This is a genomic window from Phycisphaeraceae bacterium, from assembly GCA_040222855.1.
Classification (GTDB): domain Bacteria; phylum Planctomycetota; class Phycisphaerae; order Phycisphaerales; family Phycisphaeraceae; genus Mucisphaera.
In genome coordinates, this window is record JAVKCD010000025.1 from 547023 (window position 1) to 566738 (window position 19716).

Annotated in this window: 19 protein-coding genes; 8 read left to right on the plus strand and 11 right to left on the minus strand. The window is 62.3% G+C overall.

Annotation, left to right across the window (positions count from 1 at the left end):
- Positions 1-39 precede the first annotated feature (39 nt).
- Both RIG82_12105 and RIG82_12110 read left to right on the plus strand, forming a co-directional pair.
- Complete coding sequence (locus RIG82_12105) at positions 40-390, plus strand: helix-turn-helix transcriptional regulator (protein ID MEQ9461683.1); 351 nt, start codon at positions 40-42, stop codon at positions 388-390.
- A complete protein-coding gene (locus tag RIG82_12110; GenBank protein ID MEQ9461684.1) occupies positions 387-2192 on the plus strand; it encodes a hypothetical protein in 1806 nt (601 codons plus the stop codon). Before RIG82_12105 ends, RIG82_12110 begins: the two co-directional genes overlap by 4 nt.
- Before the next feature lie 159 nt (positions 2193-2351).
- Here RIG82_12110 and RIG82_12115 read toward each other — a convergent pair whose 3' ends face one another.
- Both RIG82_12115 and RIG82_12120 read right to left on the minus strand, forming a co-directional pair.
- Positions 2352-3542 carry an 8-amino-7-oxononanoate synthase gene (locus RIG82_12115; protein ID MEQ9461685.1) on the minus strand — a complete coding sequence of 397 codons (1191 nt, stop codon included), beginning with the start codon at positions 3540-3542 and terminating at the stop codon, positions 2352-2354.
- Between the two features lie 34 nt (positions 3543-3576).
- On the minus strand, positions 3577-3900 hold the full coding sequence (locus RIG82_12120; GenBank protein MEQ9461686.1) for an HU family DNA-binding protein: 324 nt from the start codon (positions 3898-3900) through the stop codon (positions 3577-3579).
- Between the two features lie 197 nt (positions 3901-4097).
- Here RIG82_12120 and def point away from each other — a divergent pair, with 197 nt between their 5' ends.
- Entirely contained in the window at positions 4098-4610 is a 513-nt protein-coding gene (gene def / locus RIG82_12125; GenBank protein MEQ9461687.1) for a peptide deformylase, read from the plus strand.
- Positions 4610-5611, plus strand: a complete 1002-nt coding sequence (gene fmt / locus RIG82_12130) for a methionyl-tRNA formyltransferase (protein MEQ9461688.1) — start codon at positions 4610-4612, stop codon at positions 5609-5611. Before def ends, fmt begins: the two co-directional genes overlap by 1 nt.
- A gap of 329 nt (positions 5612-5940) precedes the next feature.
- On the opposite strand, the gene RIG82_12135 is transcribed toward fmt, so the two are convergent.
- From RIG82_12135 to aspS, 3 genes are all read right to left on the minus strand, one after another.
- On the minus strand, positions 5941-6639 hold the full coding sequence (locus RIG82_12135) for a hypothetical protein (protein ID MEQ9461689.1): 699 nt from the start codon (positions 6637-6639) through the stop codon (positions 5941-5943).
- 73 nt (positions 6640-6712) lie between these two features.
- Positions 6713-8575 (minus strand): asparagine synthase (glutamine-hydrolyzing), encoded by a 1863-nt coding sequence (gene asnB / locus RIG82_12140; GenBank protein MEQ9461690.1) that lies wholly within the window; start codon positions 8573-8575, stop codon positions 6713-6715.
- Between the two features lie 3 nt (positions 8576-8578).
- On the minus strand, positions 8579-10378 hold the full coding sequence (gene aspS / locus RIG82_12145; protein MEQ9461691.1) for an aspartate--tRNA ligase: 1800 nt from the start codon (positions 10376-10378) through the stop codon (positions 8579-8581).
- Positions 10379-10493: 115 nt separating this feature from the next.
- On the opposite strand from aspS, the gene RIG82_12150 reads away from it, so the two are divergent.
- Positions 10494-11189: a riboflavin synthase gene (locus tag RIG82_12150; GenBank protein ID MEQ9461692.1), complete on the plus strand. Its 696-nt coding sequence runs from the start codon at positions 10494-10496 to the stop codon at positions 11187-11189.
- An 11-nt stretch (positions 11190-11200) separates the two neighbouring features.
- On the opposite strand, the gene RIG82_12155 is transcribed toward RIG82_12150, so the two are convergent.
- From RIG82_12155 to gluQRS, 4 genes are all read right to left on the minus strand, one after another.
- Complete coding sequence (locus tag RIG82_12155) at positions 11201-13093, minus strand: DUF4914 family protein (GenBank protein ID MEQ9461693.1); 1893 nt, start codon at positions 13091-13093, stop codon at positions 11201-11203.
- Positions 13094-13262: 169 nt separating this feature from the next.
- Complete coding sequence (locus RIG82_12160) at positions 13263-14456, minus strand: PP2C family protein-serine/threonine phosphatase (GenBank protein ID MEQ9461694.1); 1194 nt, start codon at positions 14454-14456, stop codon at positions 13263-13265.
- A 61-nt stretch (positions 14457-14517) separates the two neighbouring features.
- A complete protein-coding gene (locus RIG82_12165) occupies positions 14518-15024 on the minus strand; it encodes a DUF192 domain-containing protein (GenBank protein ID MEQ9461695.1) in 507 nt (168 codons plus the stop codon).
- Positions 15003-15998, minus strand: a complete 996-nt coding sequence (gluQRS, locus tag RIG82_12170) for a tRNA glutamyl-Q(34) synthetase GluQRS (GenBank protein MEQ9461696.1) — start codon at positions 15996-15998, stop codon at positions 15003-15005. The genes RIG82_12165 and gluQRS overlap by 22 nt, the downstream gene beginning before the upstream one ends.
- Before the next feature lie 20 nt (positions 15999-16018).
- Between gluQRS and purN the strand changes: the two genes are divergently transcribed.
- On the plus strand, positions 16019-16648 hold the full coding sequence (gene purN / locus RIG82_12175; GenBank protein MEQ9461697.1) for a phosphoribosylglycinamide formyltransferase: 630 nt from the start codon (positions 16019-16021) through the stop codon (positions 16646-16648).
- Here purN and RIG82_12180 read toward each other — a convergent pair.
- Complete coding sequence (locus tag RIG82_12180; protein ID MEQ9461698.1) at positions 16645-17184, minus strand: DUF2726 domain-containing protein; 540 nt, start codon at positions 17182-17184, stop codon at positions 16645-16647. The genes purN and RIG82_12180 overlap by 4 nt on opposite strands.
- A 165-nt stretch (positions 17185-17349) precedes the next feature.
- Here RIG82_12180 and RIG82_12185 point away from each other — a divergent pair, with 165 nt between their 5' ends.
- A complete protein-coding gene (locus RIG82_12185) occupies positions 17350-18018 on the plus strand; it encodes a class I SAM-dependent methyltransferase (protein ID MEQ9461699.1) in 669 nt (222 codons plus the stop codon).
- Positions 18019-18037: 19 nt separating this feature from the next.
- Here the strand turns inward: RIG82_12185 and RIG82_12190 are convergent, their stop codons facing one another.
- On the minus strand, positions 18038-18613 hold the full coding sequence (locus RIG82_12190) for a uracil-DNA glycosylase family protein (GenBank protein ID MEQ9461700.1): 576 nt from the start codon (positions 18611-18613) through the stop codon (positions 18038-18040).
- 173 nt (positions 18614-18786) lie between these two features.
- On the opposite strand from RIG82_12190, the gene RIG82_12195 reads away from it, so the two are divergent.
- Positions 18787-19668, plus strand: coding sequence for a LamG-like jellyroll fold domain-containing protein (locus RIG82_12195; protein MEQ9461701.1), 882 nt, complete (start codon positions 18787-18789; stop codon positions 19666-19668).
- The last annotated feature ends 48 nt before the right edge of the window (positions 19669-19716 follow it).

Sequence of the window (19716 nt, forward strand, 5' to 3'; positions counted from 1 at the left end):
TGGCTGATACTATGTTTTACATAGCATAGGAGGCGTACTATGAAGCTGGAACGCGAGTTGATGCGGGGGGCAGGGCCGTTGGCGGTGCTCAAGCTGCTGGAGCCGGGGGAGAAGTATGGGTACGAGCTGGTGCAGTCTCTCGACAAGCAGACCGGCGGTTTGCTGGCGATGGGGCAGTCGACGCTGTATCCGATGCTCTACAACCTTGAGGCCAAGGGGCTGATCGCCGGGCGGAGCGACACGGCCGGAAGTCGGCCGCGGAAGTACTACCGGCTCACGACGCGTGGTCGGCGGAAGCTCGCCAGCGATGGGGCGCAGTGGGCTCGGCTGGTCGAGGCGATGCAGGCGCTCGGGCTTGGCGAGCAGAAGGCGGCGGGGGGGATGGCATGAACCGGAGCAAATCTCAGCCGCCGACGTTGATGAGAAAGCTACGGACGACGCCTCTGCTGGACCTGATCCGGGGTCGGCTGTCGGGGCGGCTGGACTGGCGGGGGTTGATCGAGCGGTGTGACTTGCCCGAGCCCTGCCGGGGAATCGTGCTGGAGGTGACCCGGCGGACGCGGCTGTGGCGGCACGAACGCTACGAGGTGGCGGGCGAGTTGATCGCGCACTTTGGTGATGGACTGGAGGCCGGGGCGACGGCGGAGACGCCGGTCGAGCGTTTCGGGGACGCGAGGCAGACGGCGCGACTGATCCGGCGAGCGAAGGTGCGCGGGCGGTCGGCGGTGTATCACGCGCGAGTCTGGACGGGCAGAGGGCTTGGGGCGGTGGTGGTGGGGTATGTGCTCGCGGCGGTGTGGCTGTCGATAGGTGAGCCGGAGCCGATGAGCGTGGATGAGATCATCGCCAAGATCAACGCCCCGCTCACCAGCATCCCTGACGACCAAAGAGCCTGGCCGGAACTTAAAGCCATCTTGATCGCGGTCACCGCCGCCTCACCCGAAACCGCCTTCACCGATGATCGCCGTGACGAACTCGAAGCTCAGTTCGGCACCCAAATACCGAAACACCTCGCAGAACTCACACCCAATAACCCCGCCTGGTCTCACGCAGAGAACTTCACGCACGATCATGCGTCCATGATCCAGCAGCTTATCGAAGTCACCCGCCACCCGCACCTCGGGTTCCATATCGATTTCTTCTACCGCATGCACACCGAGGACTATCAGGTCATCACCAACACACCGATCGGCGACCCGCTCTACCCCCAGCCGCCTGAAGACGACTGGGAGAGCATGACGACTGCTGAGAAGCTGGCCAAACAATCGACCATCAACACACCTCTCCCGCATCTCGGCTGGCTCCGCCGCCTCGCCCGCATTCTTGAAGTGGAGATGGTCGTCGCCCACCAACGGGGCGAGTCAGCACGTGTTCTTCATTGCCTCAGCGCCATCAGTCGCCTTGGGGACTGGGCCAGCGAACAACCCCTTCTCATCAGTTGCCTTGTCGATGTTTCTATCAAAAAGATCGCCATCAAACGACTGGGTCGCCTTCTCCAGCACCGGCCGGATATGTACGTCAACTCAGACCTCGCTTATGCCGCCCATCGCCTCGCCAGCATGCGCATCTCCGTGTCTGAAGGTATCGATTCGGAGTTCAGCATCTGGTTCGAGGACATGCTCGACCGCATTTACAACCAAGACGGCCAACTCTCCGACGAGGGCCTGGAGTTTCTTTTTCGACTCGATACCTTCTTAAACGGTGAGCCCATCGACGACAGAAATACGGCACCGACATGGTTCCACGACAAGTTTTTCGAAATTGCCACATCACGCTGGAGTTTCCGACTCGCCACTCCCCTCGCCGCCGTCTTGATCGCCGATCGCCAGGCACTAACCAATCAGATCGAGAAGTTGTTTCTGGAGATTACTGACTACGGGGACATGCCACTCGGTCAGATGATCCGATCAGACCCCGACAATCTCATCGAGGACATGGCCTCGACCACCTGGACAGGGCTTTACTACTTCCCGATCGTTGCCTATCTGCCGGCGATCTCTGCTGCCCACCGCACCCCCGCTGGCCTTCGCAGCGCACGAGATGCTCTACTCATCGCGATCGCAGCCGAACTCTATCGGCGCGAACACAACACATGGCCCGCTGATCAGCAAGCTCTTGTGCCCAAGTACCTCCCCAAAGCCTTCGCCGACGAATCCGATGAGCACCTAGCCCCCACTCCTCCTGCATGCTGACGATAACAACCAGTTAATCGTCTATGGCCGCGGCCTCGACGAGCATGATGACCATGCAAAACCTGGCGACCGCTCTTGGCCACAGATTGATTTCGACTTCGAGTACGACATCGCCACGGGAACCGATACTCTGATGATCCCCGATTCGGACTGGGTCCTTTATCCCCCGCCAGCACCGGGTGCCGACTGACTTACCGCCTCCACCACCCGCTCAACCTGCTCGTCCGTCAGATCAGCCCGCAGCGACAGCCGCACCCGCGCCGAGCCCGGTGGGACCGTCGGTGGGCGAATCGCGACGGCGAGGATGCCTGCGGACTGGAGTCGTTCGGCGAGCTTGAGGGCGGCGGGGGTGTCGCCAGCGATGAGGGGGATGATCGGCGTCGCGATACCCGACGCGAGTTCGGGGAGCGTCCAGCCGGCGCTGGTCAGGGCGGCACGGACGCGGGTGCTCATCTCGGTGAGTCGTTGCTGGCGGTGGGGTTCGTCGCGGAGGACGCTGATCGCTGCGGTGAGGGCGGCGGCCTGGCTGGCTGGTGTGGCGGTGGTGTAGATCAGCGAGCGGGCGCGGTTGATCAGGGTGTCGATGACGACGCGCGAGCTGGTGATGATCCCACCCAAACCGCCGAGGGCTTTGCTGGCCGTGCTGACGACGGCGAGGACGCGGTCGCTGACGGCCTGTACTTCGACGAGACCCGCGCCGGTCGCTCCGAGGACGCCGGTACCGTGGGCTTCATCGACGATGACGTGGGCATCGTATTGTTCAGCGAGATCACAGAGGGTTGGCAGGTCGGCGGCGTCGCCGTCCATCGAGAAGACTGAATCGGTCAGGACGAATCGTCGGTGGGCCGCGCGGCCGTGCCTATCGAGCAGGGCGGCCATGCGGTCATAGTCGCCATGGGGGAAGGTGCGAACGATCGCGCCGGAGGCGCGGGCGGCGTCGATAAGGCTGGCGTGGCTGAGCTTATCGAGGGCGATCAGGTCGCCGGGTTCGGCGAGGCTGGTCATCAGCGCGAGGTTGGCGAGGTAGCCCGAGCCTGTGAGCAGAGCGGCTTCGGCGTGTTTGAAGGCGGCGAAGGCCTCCTCGGCTTCGCGGTGAGGCGGGAGGTCGCCGACGACCAGCCGACTCGCGCCCGAGCCGGTTCCGTAGCGCTGGCTGGCTTCGGTGGCGGCCTGGATGAGCCTGGGGTGCTGGCTGAGGCCAAGGTAGTCGTTGGAAGCGAGGTTGAGCAGGTCGCGGCCGTGGAGGCGGACGATCGGGCCGGTGTTCTCGACCGGGCGGAGCTGGCGCAGCAGACCTTCGTCCTCGCGGCGGGCCAGATCCTCGCGTAAGTGATTGGTAAGACTGTCCATAGGTCCCTGCGTCGGTCAGCAGGGCAAGCCGAAATCAGATCTCGTCGTCGTCACTGTCGATGAAGGTGGCCTCTTCGCCGGAGAGGGTCTGCTTCATCAGACGGCCGATTTTGAACTTGACGGTCCTCTTGGGCGGGACCTCGACGGGCTCGAGGGTCTTGGGGTTTTGGGCCATGCGGGCTTGCCGCTGCTTGACCTCGAACACGCCGAAGTCTCGGAACTCCAAGCGGTTACCCTTGCCCAGCTCGATGATGATGCTGTCGAGGAAGCTCTGAACGATTTTTTTGACGACGACCCGCTTCTGGCCGGTGGCGTCGGCGATTTGGTCAATCAGTTCTTTTTTCGTGATCGTCGCCATGCGTGCGCCCTGCTTATGCGTCGCCTCAGCGAGGCTTACCCAGGTTCTCAGGCCAATGATTCTTGGGTGGGCCGACTGCGTCCCACTCGGATTGCAGTATGACAGTCGATTTGGGGGTGGTCAAGCGGCAACCCTTTGCTGTTAGTGAAATTAGCACTCCGGTTGAGACCCGGAGCGAGCGGTTCTAGCATGCTCAGATGCCGGTCGATCCCGCCAGACTGCAGATCGTGGTCCACCCCCATCCGGTCCTCCGTCAGAGGGCTCAGGAGGTCGCTGCGGTCACGGATGAGGTCCGGGGGGTGGCCCTGCGTATGCTGGACCTGATGCACGAGGCCCCTGGCGTCGGCCTCGCGGCCCCTCAGGTGGGTCTGAGCTGGCGGATGTTCGTCGCCAACCCGACCGGAGAGCCCGAGGACGACCTGGTCTTTGTTAACCCCCGGTTTGCGGAGTTGGGGCGGGATCAAGACCTCCATGATGAGGGCTGCCTGAGCCTGCCGGATATCACCTGCCAGGTCCGCCGACCGACGTTTGCGGTCATCGAAGCGTTGGATCTCCAAGGGCAGTCGTTCCGGCTGGCGGGGGAGGGGTTCGCGCCTCGTGTCTGGCAGCACGAGTACGACCACCTCGAAGGGGTGCTGATTATCGACAAGATGTCGCCCTCTGACCGGATCGCCAATCGACAGGCGCTGCGCGCTCTTGAGGAGGCGTGATGCGCATCGTCTTCTGCGGCTCCGGCGAGTTTGGCCTGCCGACGCTCGAATGGATCGCCAGCCACCACGAGTTGGTGGCGGTCGTGACGCAGCCGGACAAGCCGGCGGGGCGCAAACGTGTGATGACGCCAACACCGATCGGGGCCTGGGCTGATGCTCAGGGCGTCGAGACGCTGAGGTCGGAGAACATCAACACGGAAGCCGAACTTAACCGGCTGCGCGACTGGAAGCCTGATGCGACCATCGTCATTGCGTTTGGTCAGAAGATCGGTCCGGAAGCGATTGAGGCGATGGGGCGGTTGACGGTCAATCTCCACGCTTCACTCCTGCCGAAGTATCGGGGGGCCGCGCCGATCAACTGGGCGATGATCGAGGGCGAGACGCGCACCGGCGTCTCGGTGATCGGCCTGGCTCAGAAGATGGATGCGGGTGTGGTGTATCACCAGTCGTCGCTCGACATCGATCCGGCGGAAACCGCGGGCGAGCTGCACGATCGTTTAGCTTTGCTGGGGCCGAATGCGATCGGCGCGGTATTGAATCAACTCGATGCGGATCGACTTGCGCCGATCGAGCAAGACCACAGCCAGGCGACCAAGGCCCCGAAGTTCACCAAGGCCGATGGAACCGTTGACTTCAACCAGACCTGCCACCGGGTGCGCTGCCGGATTCATGGATTGACACCTTGGCCGGGATGCCGGGTGCGCTGGGTGGCCGCGGACGGCTGCGAGCGCGGGGAGCTGATGATTCGCCGGGTGAGCGAGGTGCCCGACCTCTCCTGTACGATCGGTCTGGAGTCGATCGAATCTCCTCCCGTGCCGGGCACACTGCTGGCCCCCAGCGAGGACAACCGCCAGCAAACGGACCTGATCGCCACCCCGGATGGCGCTGTCCGACTGATGGAGATCCAAGCTCCCGGTCGCAAAGCGATGAGCTTCCGGGAGTTTCAGCAGGGCAAGGGAATGACGCCGGGAGACCGGCTTGAGCCGTTTACAACTGAGTAGAGGCCTCATGGACAATCGTCTACTTTACGTCTCAGAGAAACTGCATGATGCAGTAATCACATTAGCAGTCGCCCCAGGTGATGTTCGTTCAAGGCTGGCAGCGGCATATATGAGTTTTCATCTCTTGAAACCCGGGGATTTTCCTGAGGATTTGAGAGCGGCTTACGCCTCTGTTGTTGATCGCTTAACCAAGTATGAGGGGGAGTACCGTGGTGAAGGCAGAGTTCACGCTAGCACTCGCCGAATGAAGCGTGCCACTGGGAGCAAGCTTGCTCGAACGATCGTATACCTTTGGGAAGAATCGGAACGACGGCTACGGATTGACTTTATCACTTTAGTCGCAGCACCAGCGGAAAGCTCACCAGCGCCAGTAACGACGACGCCGGCTCGGGCACGATCAGCGAAAAATCAAAGAGCGCCTGCGGGCCTGCGAACGAGTCATCGTTCGCGCTGGCTTCGGCGGTGATGGTGTAGTCACCCGGCAGAAGGATGCCGCTGAATCCCTGCAGACCGGTGAAGAGCACGCTGCCGAAGGAACCTGTGAACTCACCGATTTCTTCTTTTGCGATCTCACCCGACGGCCCTGTCAGGATGACCGAGGCACGGTTGAAACCAGTGGGGGCCGAGATGAAGCCCTCAAGGCTGTATGCGGTCGGTGATGTGACGGTGAAGGTCGCCTGAAGGTAGCTCGTCCCGCCCGCGAAGCCGGTGCCGACCCCGGCTCCTCCGTTTCCGGTGCCGGTTCCGTCGCCAGTAATCACCCAAGGGTAGATCGCGGACGTCTGCAGGGCCATGCCTGTGCCCCCGCCCCCGAACTGAGTGCTCGTGTAGCTGAAGGTGATGGAATCGTCATAGCAGCCAAAGCCAGAGGCACTCTTGCTGTCCGACATCGTGCCTGAGGCATCACCCGCGCTGGCCCTGACGCTACGGGTCTGCCCCGTCAACAGCACATCGCTTTTTGCCATCGCTGGCGTGAGCACCAGCGCGCCACCCAACAACCAACCGACGTTGACATGCAATCTCGACATCGCTTTCCTCCTTAAAACGATTAAAAGACCCGTTGATTGCAGTCTAACGCCGAAAGCCAAAAAACCTAGCGATCTAGTGTAAACCCTCAGCCCACAGGGACAGTTGCCAGAGCGCGAAGAGTCGGTGGCTGTGATCGCGGCGGCCATCGCAGTGCTCCTCGAGCATCTGCTGGATGGGCTGGGTCTGGAAGCCAACTCGTTGGAGCGCCTGGCCGGTGATCGCAGCTTCGAGTGGTTCGGTCAGGCGATTGCGCATCCAGTCGCCAAGGGGGATGGCGAACCCGCGTTTGGGGAGACGGGTGATCGGCTCGGGCACCAGTTCTGCTGCGAGTTGGCGGAGCAGGCCTTTGGGACGACCTCCGGGCATTAACACGGAGTCGGGAAGATGGCCAGCAAGGTCGCAGACTTGGGTGTCGAGGAGCGGACAGCGCACTTCAAGAGCCACCGCCATCGAAGCGCGATCGACTTTTCGCAACAGCACGTGCGGCAGGTAATGCGTGAGGTCCCATCGGAGCGAGGCGTGAACCCGGTCATGGGTTCCCGGCCAGTCAGGCACCATCGGTGCGTCGAACGGCTCGGTCTCGATCAGCCCGGGCATGAGTTCCCGGATCTGACCATCGCGAAACAGATGAACCATGTCGTGATACTGCGCCGCAGGATTTCGTCCGGCCCGCGCCGAATCAACTAGCCGGCGCACGCGCGTGCTCATAGCCCGAGGGCTGGTACTCGGCATCAGATCGGCGGGCAATCTCTTTAACCACCATCTGTGCTTGCGAAGCAGACGCATGGCGCGGTACCGATCGTACCCGCCGAACAACTCATCGCCTCCATCACCGGATAGCGCCACGGTAACGTGCTCTCTGGCTGCTTTGCAGAGCCAGTAGGTCGGCAGAAGGGAGCTGTCTGCCATCGGGTCCCAGGTCATGCTCATCAGCGATCGCAGGTCATCGGCCATCGAATCCGGTGAGGCTTGCAGGACGACATGCTCGGCCCCGATGTGCCTGGCGACACGCGCGGCGTTCTCCGTCTCGTCGTAACGGGCACCGGGGATCCGGACGCTAAAGCACCGCAGCCGATCGCCGCCTCGCTGTCTCAGTCTCTCCTGAGCCAAAGCGGCGATCACCGAAGAATCAATGCCCGAAGAGAGGAAGCAGCCCAGAGGCACATCCGACTCGAGACGTGAATCGACCGCCTCGGTCAAGACCTCACGCAAGGCATCGACAGCCCCGAGGCGCGTGCTGGTCTTGGAGATCGGTGGCGGGCGCCAGTACCGCTGGATGTGGATGGCCCCGGTTCGATCAACCTGCATGCTGTGTGCTGGTGGGACCTCGCCAATGCCCTCGATCAGTCCGTCGTCGAACGGATACCCGTAGCGGAGATACGTCAGCAGGGCGGTGGGGTTGATGACAATCGATTCCCCGCCCACCAGCAGGGCCGGGATCAGGCTGGCAAATCGAAAACCTGATTGAGTCCATTTCCAGTAGAGCGGTTTCTTGCCGGTCCGGTCTCTGGCCATGAAGAGCGTCTGCTCGTCTTCATCCCAGATCGTGAAAGCGAACATGCCGTGAAGGTGCTTGGGCAACTCGGCACCCCACTGCCTGTAACCGTAAAGCAGCACCTCAGTGTCGGAATGATCGGAAAGAAACTTGTGACCCCGCCGCTGCAACTTCCGACGGAGATCACGGTGGTTGTAGATCTCCCCGTTGAACACCAGATGCAGGGCACCTTTCGACTCGGTGCGGGTGATGTGCATCGGCTGCTGCCCACTGAGCAGGTCAATCACGGACAGCCGGGCATGGACCATCGAGCACCGACCGTGGTGTGAGACCCCTTCGCCATCGGGTCCACGGTGCTTGACGCAGGCCAGCATCGAGCGCAGCAGCGCCTCGTCGGTCGGCGTGCTGTCGTGTCGGAGAATGCCGGCGATCCCGCACATCGATCAGGCCGTCGGCGTCGCGGCTGGAGCGTCGGGGGGTGTGGGCTGCGGGAGATTCACTCGCAAGTGCAACTCCTTGAGCTGATCGAGATCGACTTCCGACGGGGCCCCGGTGAGGAGGTCGGCGCCGTTCTGAGTTTTCGGAAAAGCGATCACATCGCGGATGTTGGTCGTCCCGCAGAGGTGCATCACGATCCTGTCGAGGCCGAAGGCGATCCCGCCATGGGGCGGAGCGCCGTACCTGAGCGCATCGAGTAGAAAACCGAACTTCTCACGGGCTTCGTCATCGTCGATGCCCAGCACCTTGAAGACCTGCTTCTGCAACTCGGTGTTGTGCATACGGATCGAGCCGCCGCCGAGTTCCGAGCCGTTGAGCACCAGGTCGTAAGCCAGCGACCGAACGGCACCAGCGTCGCTCTCGAGTTTTTCGAGGTCTTCGGGGTTCGGGCTCGTGAAGGGGTGATGCAGGGAGTGGTAACGCTGGGCCTGCTCGTCCCACTCGACCAGCGGGAAATCAACAACCCAGACCCATTCCCATTGGCCATCGCGGATCAAGCCCAGGTCCTTCGCCAGCCGGACCCGCAGCTCGCCAAGCGCCCGATGCACGATCGCTGGCTTGTTGCTCACACCAAAGCAGACCAGGTCGCCGTCTTCAATGCCCAGTCGCTCGACCAAACCATCCGCGATGGACTCGATAAACTTGGCGATACCGGTGCTAAACGCTCCGTTCTCGCGCTTGACGACCGGCAACCCGCCCACGCCAAACTGCTTGACCCACTCGGCCAGACCGTCGGTCTCTTTCCGCGAGAGCTTGGCTCCGCCCGGTACGCGGATGGCCTTGACGACCCCGCCGGCCTGTATCGACGACGTGAAAACCTTGAAATCGGTGCTCTGTGCCAGGTCAGTTACATCAATCAGCTCAAGCCCGAATCGCAGGTCGGGACGATCCGAGCCGTACTTGTCCATCGCCTCGGCGTAGGTCATCTTCCGGATCGGCGGGACATCGACATCCAGCACCTGCTTCCAGATCGATCGCATCAGCCCTTCGTGGGTGTCGATCACGTCGTCCTGATCGACGAAACTCATCTCGACATCAAGCTGCGTGAACTCCGCCTGCCGATCCGCTCGCGGGTCTTCATCACGGAAACAGCGCACGATCTGGAAGTACTTGTCGATCCCGCCCGACATCAGGATCTGCTTGAAGAGCTGCGGGCTCTGGGGCAAGGCATAAAACTCGCCGGCCTGCAGACGACTCGGCACCAGGAAATCCCGGGCACCCTCGGGGGTCGAACGGCAGAGGAACGGCGTCTCGACCTCGTAAAAACCTTCGCCATCGAAGTAGTCACGCATGATCTTGGCGACACGATGCCGAGTGCGCATGATGTTCTGCATCGCCGGGCGACGCATATCGATGAACCGATACCGCAGCCGGGTTTCCTCACCGGTCCTCGCCGCATCATCCGGCGTAAACGGCGGGGTGTCGGTCTTGTTGAGGATCTCGACTTGTTTGGCATCAACCTCGATCTCGCCGGTGGCGAGCTTGGGGTTGGCCATCCCCTCCTCACGCCGAAGGCACACACCAGTGATCCGCACCACGTCCTCGTTGCGCAGCTTGTCCGCGACCTCATGCGCCTGACCGCTCTCGGGGTGGAAAACGATCTGGGTGATGCCCTCGCGGTCGCGCAGGTCGATGAAGATCACCCCGCCATGGTCGCGATAGCTGTTCACCCAGCCGCACAGCGAAACAGTCTGGTCAACGTGATCCGCCCGAAGGGCGCCGCAGTGGTGTGTTCTCTGGGCCATAGCCCGTTCATCCTGTCAGGTTAAAGTTCTGATATCCGGTGAGGGGGCGGCAGTTTACCCGACATCGGCTCACCCCGACGGCGACCTGAACCCCGCGACCGACTAAGCTCTGGACATGTTCACCGGCATCATCCAGACCATCGCAACCGTCGCTGACACCACCCCCACCCAAGCGGGCGTCCGCCTGACCATCGACACCCAAGGCTGGGTTCCCGATCGTGGCTATCAGCCCACTTTGGGCGACTCGATCGCCGTCTCGGGCGTCTGTCTCACCCTCGCAGCGATCGAGAGCGGCGGGGCGGTCTTCGGCTTCGACGCTATCACCGAGACCCTTAACAAGACCACGCTCGGCCGCCTCCGGCCCGGCAGCAAGGTCAACCTCGAACCCGCGGTCCTCCCGACGCAGCCCATGGGCGGCCACACCGTCCAGGGTCACGTGGATGGCGTCGGGGTCATCACCGCCATCCACGATAATCCCGCCGACTGGCGACTCACCCTCCGCCCGCCCGACAAGATGATGCGCTGGATGATCCCCAAAGGCTCAGTCTGCATCGACGGCGTCTCCCTCACCCTTGCCGAGGTCGCCAACGACACCATCACCATCGCCCTGATCCCGACCACCCTCGAAATCACCACGCTCGGCCAGGCTCGCGTCGGCGACGAGGTCAACCTCGAAGCCGACGCCCTGGTCAAAGCTATTGTCCACACGATGGAGACCATGAAAAAGCAGGGCGGTGATAGCGAGGCGGTGACGATGGGGTTGCTAGCCCAAGCAGGCTTCTACAGAAGCCATAGCCCTAGCAGTAACTAACTAGGGTTATCTCAAGCCTCCGGCCCCAACGCCTCATACTCCTCCACAGTCGCGCCCGCCAAGCAGGCCTCGATGATCTTGCGGCCGTGCGGGTTCAGGTCCGATTCCTGCAGGAAGGGCGCGATCTGCTGATGGAAGAAACCGGTCAGGACCTCAGCACCCCGGTCATACCCCGCCTCGCCGACTTCCGGCTGCTTCTCCACCCGCAGGAACCCCTCGGGGATCTCTGTTCCTTCAACCTGCATGCTCTTGAGCGAGTAACCCAGCAGTGCTAAGCGCGCAGCCAGCAGCCGATCCTTCGGGAACACTGACGAACCACGCCTTGAGAGATATTCACGCACCACCCACTGAGGCGCAAAGCCGGTCTCCCAGCAGCCGATGTGCTGGTTCGGGATCAGCACGAACAGCGTCTCCTCCGTCTTCATAAACTGATCCAGCAGCAGGTTGGCCTGATCGACGGCTCGACCGGTCGCGAAAGGCCAATAGCTGCCCACACCCTCGCTGGTCATGCCCTCGGTATCAACAATCGACGGATTGGCATGACCTCGAGGGGCCACCAGCCGCCACAGCCACGCCAGCGCTGGCGGGAGGATGTTGAGCATCCCCAGTACGCCATAGGTCGGCTTCTCAGCCGTGCAGGGGGGCGTCCGGACCCCGAAGCTTCTCACGTCCACCGTCACCGGGTCCATCACGATATTCGGATAATCCTTCCGCGGCATGATCACCCGTGGGTTGGGACAGGGCACGCCCGGCGAATCGTGGATTGGCTCCCAGATCAGCGCCGTGCTCTCGGGCTTGGCGTCAATGTTCATAAACAGCAGCGGAGAAGGGGGGTTGATCGTCATCGCTTCAAGATGCGGGTCTGTCCCGTACTTCGTGATGTGATTCACCCTCAGAAACCAAGCGTCCTCGGCATCAAACAGCGTCAGTTTCTTGACCTCCGGCTTCTGGTAATCCGGATGACACAGTGCCATGTCATCAGTGACCGGGTTTAGCCGGCATCCGCGCGGCAAAACCAGATACTTGGAGTCACCCGTGACCGTGTTGGTCCCGAGCCGGATCTGCCCGTCTTCTTCACGGTGCATCTGCTCGAGCATCTCGCTCTTGCCGCCACCCGACGCCCCCTCGTGCATGATCGTGCAAGTGTTGTCGTAAGGCGTGACGACCTGAACCGTCGAGCAGTGCGCCGTCACCCAGCCCTCACCCTCACCCCGATTCAGCAGCACGCCGTAGATCCCCTTCTTCGCCGACGGACCCGGGTAGAGGTTGTAACTAAACAGCTCGTGAAGCGGCTCACGCCGGTTGTGCACGACGACCTGTCTCCCGCCAAAGTGCGTGTGCCGGAAGGGGGGTGCCACGTAGATGATCGCCTCGTGGAAGAAGTCCTCCCGGATCTGCTCGCGCGGAATAATCCCCTGGAGCATCGCCAGCCCAAGCCCGAAGAACGCCGCGTTCGCCGGACAGATCGCGACGGCCTCGGTCCCCTTGCCCGCGAGCCCCGCCTGAAAGAAAAAGTAGGCCAGGTCCTGGGTCTTGAGCCAGTCGAACGTCTGCTGACGCACATCTTCCCAAACCATGTCCGGGTACCGCTGTTCCCAGGTCCGCTTGCCGGTTGGCCGCTTATCGGCGATGACCATGCAGTCCGCATCGCGCCGACGCATATACGACTCGACGTAGTTGGCACTCACGCCGTTGCGTACCCGGCACACCTCCAGTTCCGGCACGAACCCGCGTCCCTCCACGTCGTAGCCCACCGTGAAAATACCACGCGCATCGACTTGATCTTTCGGGACCGCCAGCCGAACCAGCTCGTCGACACTCCCAACAAACGTGGCGGATTTCGCCTCACGAAGCACCGCCTCGGCCGATTGCGAGAGACTCACGGGCAACTCGGTCACACTCATTATTCAACTCCGTTTCTCTGTCTGGGTACGGCGTCCTGGCCACTGAACGCACCGAACCGCTACACCATAGCTCATCGCGAACCCTCGCCTCAACGCCTCACCGCGCACACAACAGCCGCAGCCCGGAGGTGTGCGAATTTCACAAAGAAACTGTTTTGATCCGTATAACTCACGCAGCCAGACACACCACCGTCAGGTCATCCTGTTGATGCAGCGAGCCTGCGTGACTAGACAGTCTCTGCTCCAGCGACACCAGCGAGTTCTCCGCCGACTCTTTGCCCAGATCATGGAACGCTTCGAGATATCGCGTGCTCGCCTCGCCCGCGACAGTGTCCGGGAAAGCCATCTCAAAACCATCGGAATAGATCAGCAAACGGTCGCCCGTACCCAACTCGACCTCAGCGACCTCGAACTCGGGATCCGGAAACACGCCAAGCAACGGGCCATCGCACGCATCAATCGTCTCGGTCCGACCGTCCGCCCGGAGCACCAGCGGCAACGGGTGACCGGCCCGCGCTATCCGCGCCGTCCTGGTCTGCTTGTCGTAGACGCCAAACACCGCCGTCGCAAAACGCACCTGCTCATCCTGGCGAGCCAGCAGCTCGTCATTGAGTCTCCGCAGCGCCTCCTCAGGCGGAACCGGCTCAGTCCGACCGGTGACCCGAGTCGGCAGCAGCGCGTGCTGCAACGCCTGGCGGATATACACCGTCAGCAGAGCCGCTGGAACACCATGCCCGACCGCATCAGCAACAAAGAACGCCAGATGCCGGTCATCAACTTCACGCGCATCATAGATATCCCCACTCACATACCCCGCCGGCCGCCAGAGCACATGGACATTCAAACCCTCACCACAAGGCAGCTCACGTGGCAGAAACTCTCGCTGCAACACCGCCGCCGACCGGAGTTCCTCATCAATCTTGTCAATCTGCTCGGCCAGCCCGACCTGCTCGCGCCCGATGCGCTCCACATCATCACTCAGCAGCCGGATCAGCGACGACTGGCTCATCAAACCCTGCAGCAACGCGATAGCACGGATCGGGTCCGTCGCTGGCGGACAGATCACCACCCCCGGCCTGTACACCCGTCCAAACCCGCGCCGCTCCGGCCAGCGTGTGAACATCGAGGGGATTGCCTCACGCTCGAGACGATCCAGCACCTCATAGGACAAAGGCCCCAGTGGCTCGTGCGACCGAAACCAGCAAGCCGCGGGGCGGTCCTGCTTCTCCAGCATCTCCGGGCCGATCAGCTTGACCTCCGGCCGATCGTTGACCGGCCAGCAACCTAGAAATCGTGTCAACTCCTGCTGAGCCGCCACCAGGTCCCCATCATCAACGATCAGCAGCGTCGCCGGTTCCGACATAGCCCAAGTCTCCCAACCGGAACGACCGTCAAGGCCACCGGCTCCAGACTTGGCTATCGGACTATCGAGCCATCGCCTTAAGCTGCTCTATTGGCAGCTCAATCACGTCCCCCTCTTCAATCGCCATGCCTTCGAGCAGCCCGCCTCGGATTTCAATAGCAAACTGAGCCGGCCACCGCGATCCATATCGCTTCAAGGCTAACTCCGGCCGGTCATAAGGCTCGACCTTCATCGCGTGCGTCTTCACCACGGTACCCCGACCATCCAGAAACAGGATGTCGATCGGCACCAGACACCGCCGCATCACGAACTCCCGCCTCGCCTCACTGGGAAACACAAACAACATCCCCCCGTCTTCCGCGATCTGCTCACGATCCGACAACCCCTGAAACCGCTGGTCCGCATCCGCCGCGACCTCCAGCCGAAACACCCGCCCATCCAGCGTGACCTCCTGATACTCCGCATCAGCGATCGCCTGCGCAATCTCCTCCTGCGTCTGCGGCTCCGGACCGCAGCCCATCAGCCCCACACTCACCGCCAAAATAATCAGCATCCATCGAGTAGCCACGCCACATCCTCCTGGGTGCACGTTACCGCGCCCCTCGGCAGCCGGTCCAGCGCAAAACCGCCAGCAAACTCCTCCGCCGACATCACCTCCCGCTCATCAAGAAACCCAGACCACCACGCGACCAACCCAATCACCCGCTCCGCCGACACACCCCGCTCCCGAAAGAACGCCACTCGCGTATCCCCATGCCGCTTGGCTAGCCGCCGACCATCCTCACCCACCACCAACGGAACATGCACATAATCCGGCAGCCGATCCTCCCAACCCAGAAACCGATACAGCCACCGCTGCCGAGCCGTCGCCTCAAGAAGATCATCCCCGCGCACCACATCCGTCACACCCTGCCGCGCGTCATCCACCACCACCGCCAGTTGATACGCCGGCAGCCCCGCCTTGCTCGCCACCACAAAATCCCCGACAGCCGCCTGCACATCCACCCGCACCGATTCCGCGAATCCATCCACGACCTCCACCTCCTCATCCGGGATCACCACCCGCCACGCCCACGCATCCTCCGAGAGCAACCCCCGATCCGCCGCCATCTCCGCCACCCGCGCCCACTCCGCATCGCTCCGCGGCCGATGAATCCCCGGATACCACACCTCATGATCCCCCCGATGCGGGGCCGACAACGATGCCTCGATCTCCTTCCGCGACGCCGGACACGGATAAATCAGCCGCTGCGCCAGCAGCCGATCCAGCGCCGCCTGGTACGGCCCAAGATCCGTCGCCTGATACACCGGCCCCTCATCCCAGTCCATCCCCAGCCACCGCAGGTCCTCGATCGCCCCCCGATCCGCCCCCGCCTTCACCCGCGGCCCGTCCAGGTCCTCCACCCGCAGCAGCACCCGCCACCCGCTCCGCCGCGCCATCGCCCAGTTGATCAGAAAAGTCCGCGCATTGCCCAGATGCAAAGCCCCCGTCGGCGACGGGGCGAGTCGAGTCACACGCTGGGGGACACCTGCTTCCTGCATCAAAGCGGTATCGTAAGGCCATGGCTGCTGCTGACCCGAAATCCCCCAAACTCGCCGTCCTCATCTCAGGCGGAGGACGCTCCCTCCAGAACCTCGCCGACCGCATCGCCGACGGCCGCCTCGACGCCTCCCTCGCCCTCGTCATCGCCTCGAACACCAAAGCCTTCGACGCCGCCCGGGCCCGCGACCTCCATGCCCAGGTTCCCATCCTCCAACTAAGAGGCAAGGACTACCCCGACCTCGGCACCTTCTCCGCCACCATCTTCCAGGCCTGCCGCGAACACCACGCCGACCTCGTCGTCCTCGCCGGCTTCCTCAGCCTCCTCAAGATCGCCGACGACTTCCAAGGCCGCGTCCTCAACATCCACCCGTCCCTGCTCCCGTCCTTCGGCGGGCCCGGCATGTACGGCCACCACGTCCATACCGCCGTCCTCAAACACGGCTGCAAGGTCTCCGGCTGCACCGTTCACCTCGCCGACGACCGCTACGACAACGGCCCCATCCTCATCCAGAAAACCAGCCCCGTCCTCCCCGACGACACCCCCAAGACCCTCGCCGCAAGAGTCTTCGAACAGGAATGCGAAGCCCTGCCCGAGGGCATCACAGCCGCATGGGACAGTGTCGTATCCTCTTCACAGAACAAGTCCTAACGAGGGCGATTCGAATAATCGGCATCCAGCACCTTCCGAAAGAAAGTTTCAAGCTCCCCGTGGTGATAGTCTGAGGCCACACGAACACGCAACAAGGGCAACCCAGCCGCTCGAAACGCCTCGTTCACAAACTTATCCCGTTCCACACGCTTGCCCCGCGCATGCGATCGATCATCCAACTCGATCGCCGCCACCGGCCGATTACCTAGAGAGATCAGAAAGTCCACGTGCTTCGACGACACGCGATTGAACCAGTGCTGCCACCTCGGCGTCCCGGGCGGCACCAGTAGGACGTCCGCGATCCGCACCTTCCGATGAACCCGCAGATCGAACATCCCAGCAACGCGCTCCAGATGACGATCAAACCGTTCCTCAGCCTCGCTGAGAAAATCAGGACGCACGACATAAGGCGTCTCGCCAGCATCCTTCCGTTTCCTCGAAGCCTCAGACCCGCTCGCCTCCGGCACACCGAAGAGCAGCACCAAGAGCCACCGAATAAACGCCAGGATCACATTGCGGGGACGATTCTTGCTCATGACCACAGCTTAGAATTAGAATCCTTTCTTGCCCCCCTTCCCCACCCCCAAATCCAAGGTCCGATAATGATAGTTATGTATAATTGATAGCAGAATCATGCTAAAAGGGCGGTCCTAAACCTCGCAAACACCTACACTTACGCCCATATCCCTCAGGAGACCGCCATGGCCAACAAAGGCCCCGACCTCACCCCCGCCATCCACGATTACCTCGACAACCTCTTCACCCCGCGACTCCCCGACCTCACCGAACTCAAAGCCGCCACCGCCGCAACCGACCAGCCGCAGATGATGACCGAGCCTCTCCAGGCCCAGCTCCTCGTCTTTCTCATCCACACCCTCAACGCCACCCGCGTCCTCGAAGTCGGCGTCTTCACAGGCGTCTCCACCCTCTGCATGGCCAAAGCCCTCCCATCCGATGGCCGCATCACTGCCTGCGACCTCTCCGAAACCTACACCACCATCGCCCGCGACGCCTGGCAGAAACACCACGTCGCCGACCGCATCGACCTCCGCCTTGCACCCGCCGACACAACCCTCAACAAACTCCTCGAAGAAGGCCACGCCGACACCTACGACCTCGCCTACATCGACGCCGACAAGGACCGCTACCCGACCTACTACGAACTCACCCTTCGCCTGCTCCGCCCAGGCGGGATCGTCGCCCTCGACAACATGCTCCGCTCCGGCCGCGTCGCCGACCCAGCCAACACCGACCCCTCCGTCGCCGCCATCCGCGACCTCAACGCCGCCATCGCCGCCGACAATCGCGTCGATATCACCTTTCTCCCAATGTTCGACGGCGTCCTACTTGCTCGAAAACGACCCGTCTGAACAAGTCCTCCTTGTGATATCACGCCAGTGCTTTGGCAATCGTGGTCCTGAGCCTGGGCACCAGCTTCTTCTCGAACCACGAGTTCTTCTTCAGCCAGATATTGTTTCTCGGCGAAGGATGCGGCAGCACCAATCGGTCTGGCAGCAACGCCTCATAATCCGCGACCGCTTCAGTGATCGCCCTGTAACGCCCGGATAAATACCGCTCCATCGCATATCTCCCGATCAGCAGCGTAAGTCGTAACTTCTTCATCCCCGATAGCATCCCCGGGTGCCAAAGCGGCGCACACTCCTGCCTCGGAGCAAGGTCTCCTGACCCGCCCTTACCCGGGTAGCAAAACCCCATCGGCATCAGGGCTACCTGCTTGGCCTCATAAAACACTTCATCCGTCACCCCCAGCCAGTCCCTCAGCCGCCTCCCACTCGCATCATCCCAGGGCACACCCGACTCATGAGCCACCGCCCCGGGTGCCTGCCCAATGATCACCAGCCGGGACGCCGACGAGACCTGAAACAGCGGTCGCGGACCCTCAGGAAGGTACGTCGCACATTCCCTACAGGAGCGAGCCTCCTTGATGACCTGAGTCAACTTCATACCACCCAGCTTAAAAAACAACAATGAAATCTGCCATATAACGCCCCAATCCACCTATCTTGACAGCCCGAGACCTCAAAAAAAACACGAAACGCTATCGCCAGCCTGTTCGAGGAGTTATGCTGACATATTCTGCAAGCTCATCAACGACAGTCCACTAGGAGAAAGTAATCATGTCAACCCGACGCACCCTCACCACCGCGCTCGCAGCGGCCACCACCCTGACCCTCGTCGCCAACGCCCCGGCAGCCCTGTTGCTGGAGTGGACCTTCGACGAAACCGGCGGACCCGCCATCAACTCCGGCAGCCTCGGTGCCGCTGGCGATGGAACCCTCGGTGCAACCACGACCCGCACCGCCAACACACCCTCTGGCTCCGGCTTCGCCGCTGACCTTAGCGCACCCGGCTCGACCAGCACCGTCTCCGCTGGCGACCTCGACATCATCGACGGCCTCACCACCTTCACACTCTCCACCTGGATCAACATCCAGGACCTCAACTCAGCCCAGGGCGGCTCCGGCAATGTCCGCCTCATCTCCGAGCAAGGCGGCGGAACCTTCCCCGGCCCGTCATGGAACCTCAACAACCCTAACGCTGGCGTCCGCGCCGCTGACAACGTCCGCACCGCGCTCTTCGTCGGCGGAGACTCTGCCTTCGGCGCTGGCTTCCAGGACCTTGTTGACATCGACGCCGAAGACAAATGGGTCTTCCTCGCCGTCACCGCCAACACCTCGGGCGCGAATCCCGTCATGGTCTTCTACGTCGGCGGGCAGAACACACCCCTTGTCGTCGCCGGTTCGACTCTGCTCCCCAACCTCGGCCCCGTCGCCTCAGACGGCGCAGCCGCCACCGAGTTTGGCATCGGCTTCACCTCCGCAGCCCCTACCGCCGACGTCTCGCTTAACGGCTATCAGGACAACGTCCGCGTCTGGGACGAAGTCCTCTCCCGCCAGGCCCTCGAAGACATCCGCATCGCCGACGGCGGCGGAATCCCCGAGCCCGCTTCCCTAAGCCTCCTGGCCCTCGGCGGACTCACCCTCCTCCGTCGCCGCTAAGCCACCGCAATACGTCCGATAACCTATCGATCTCCGAAGCGCGGCCAT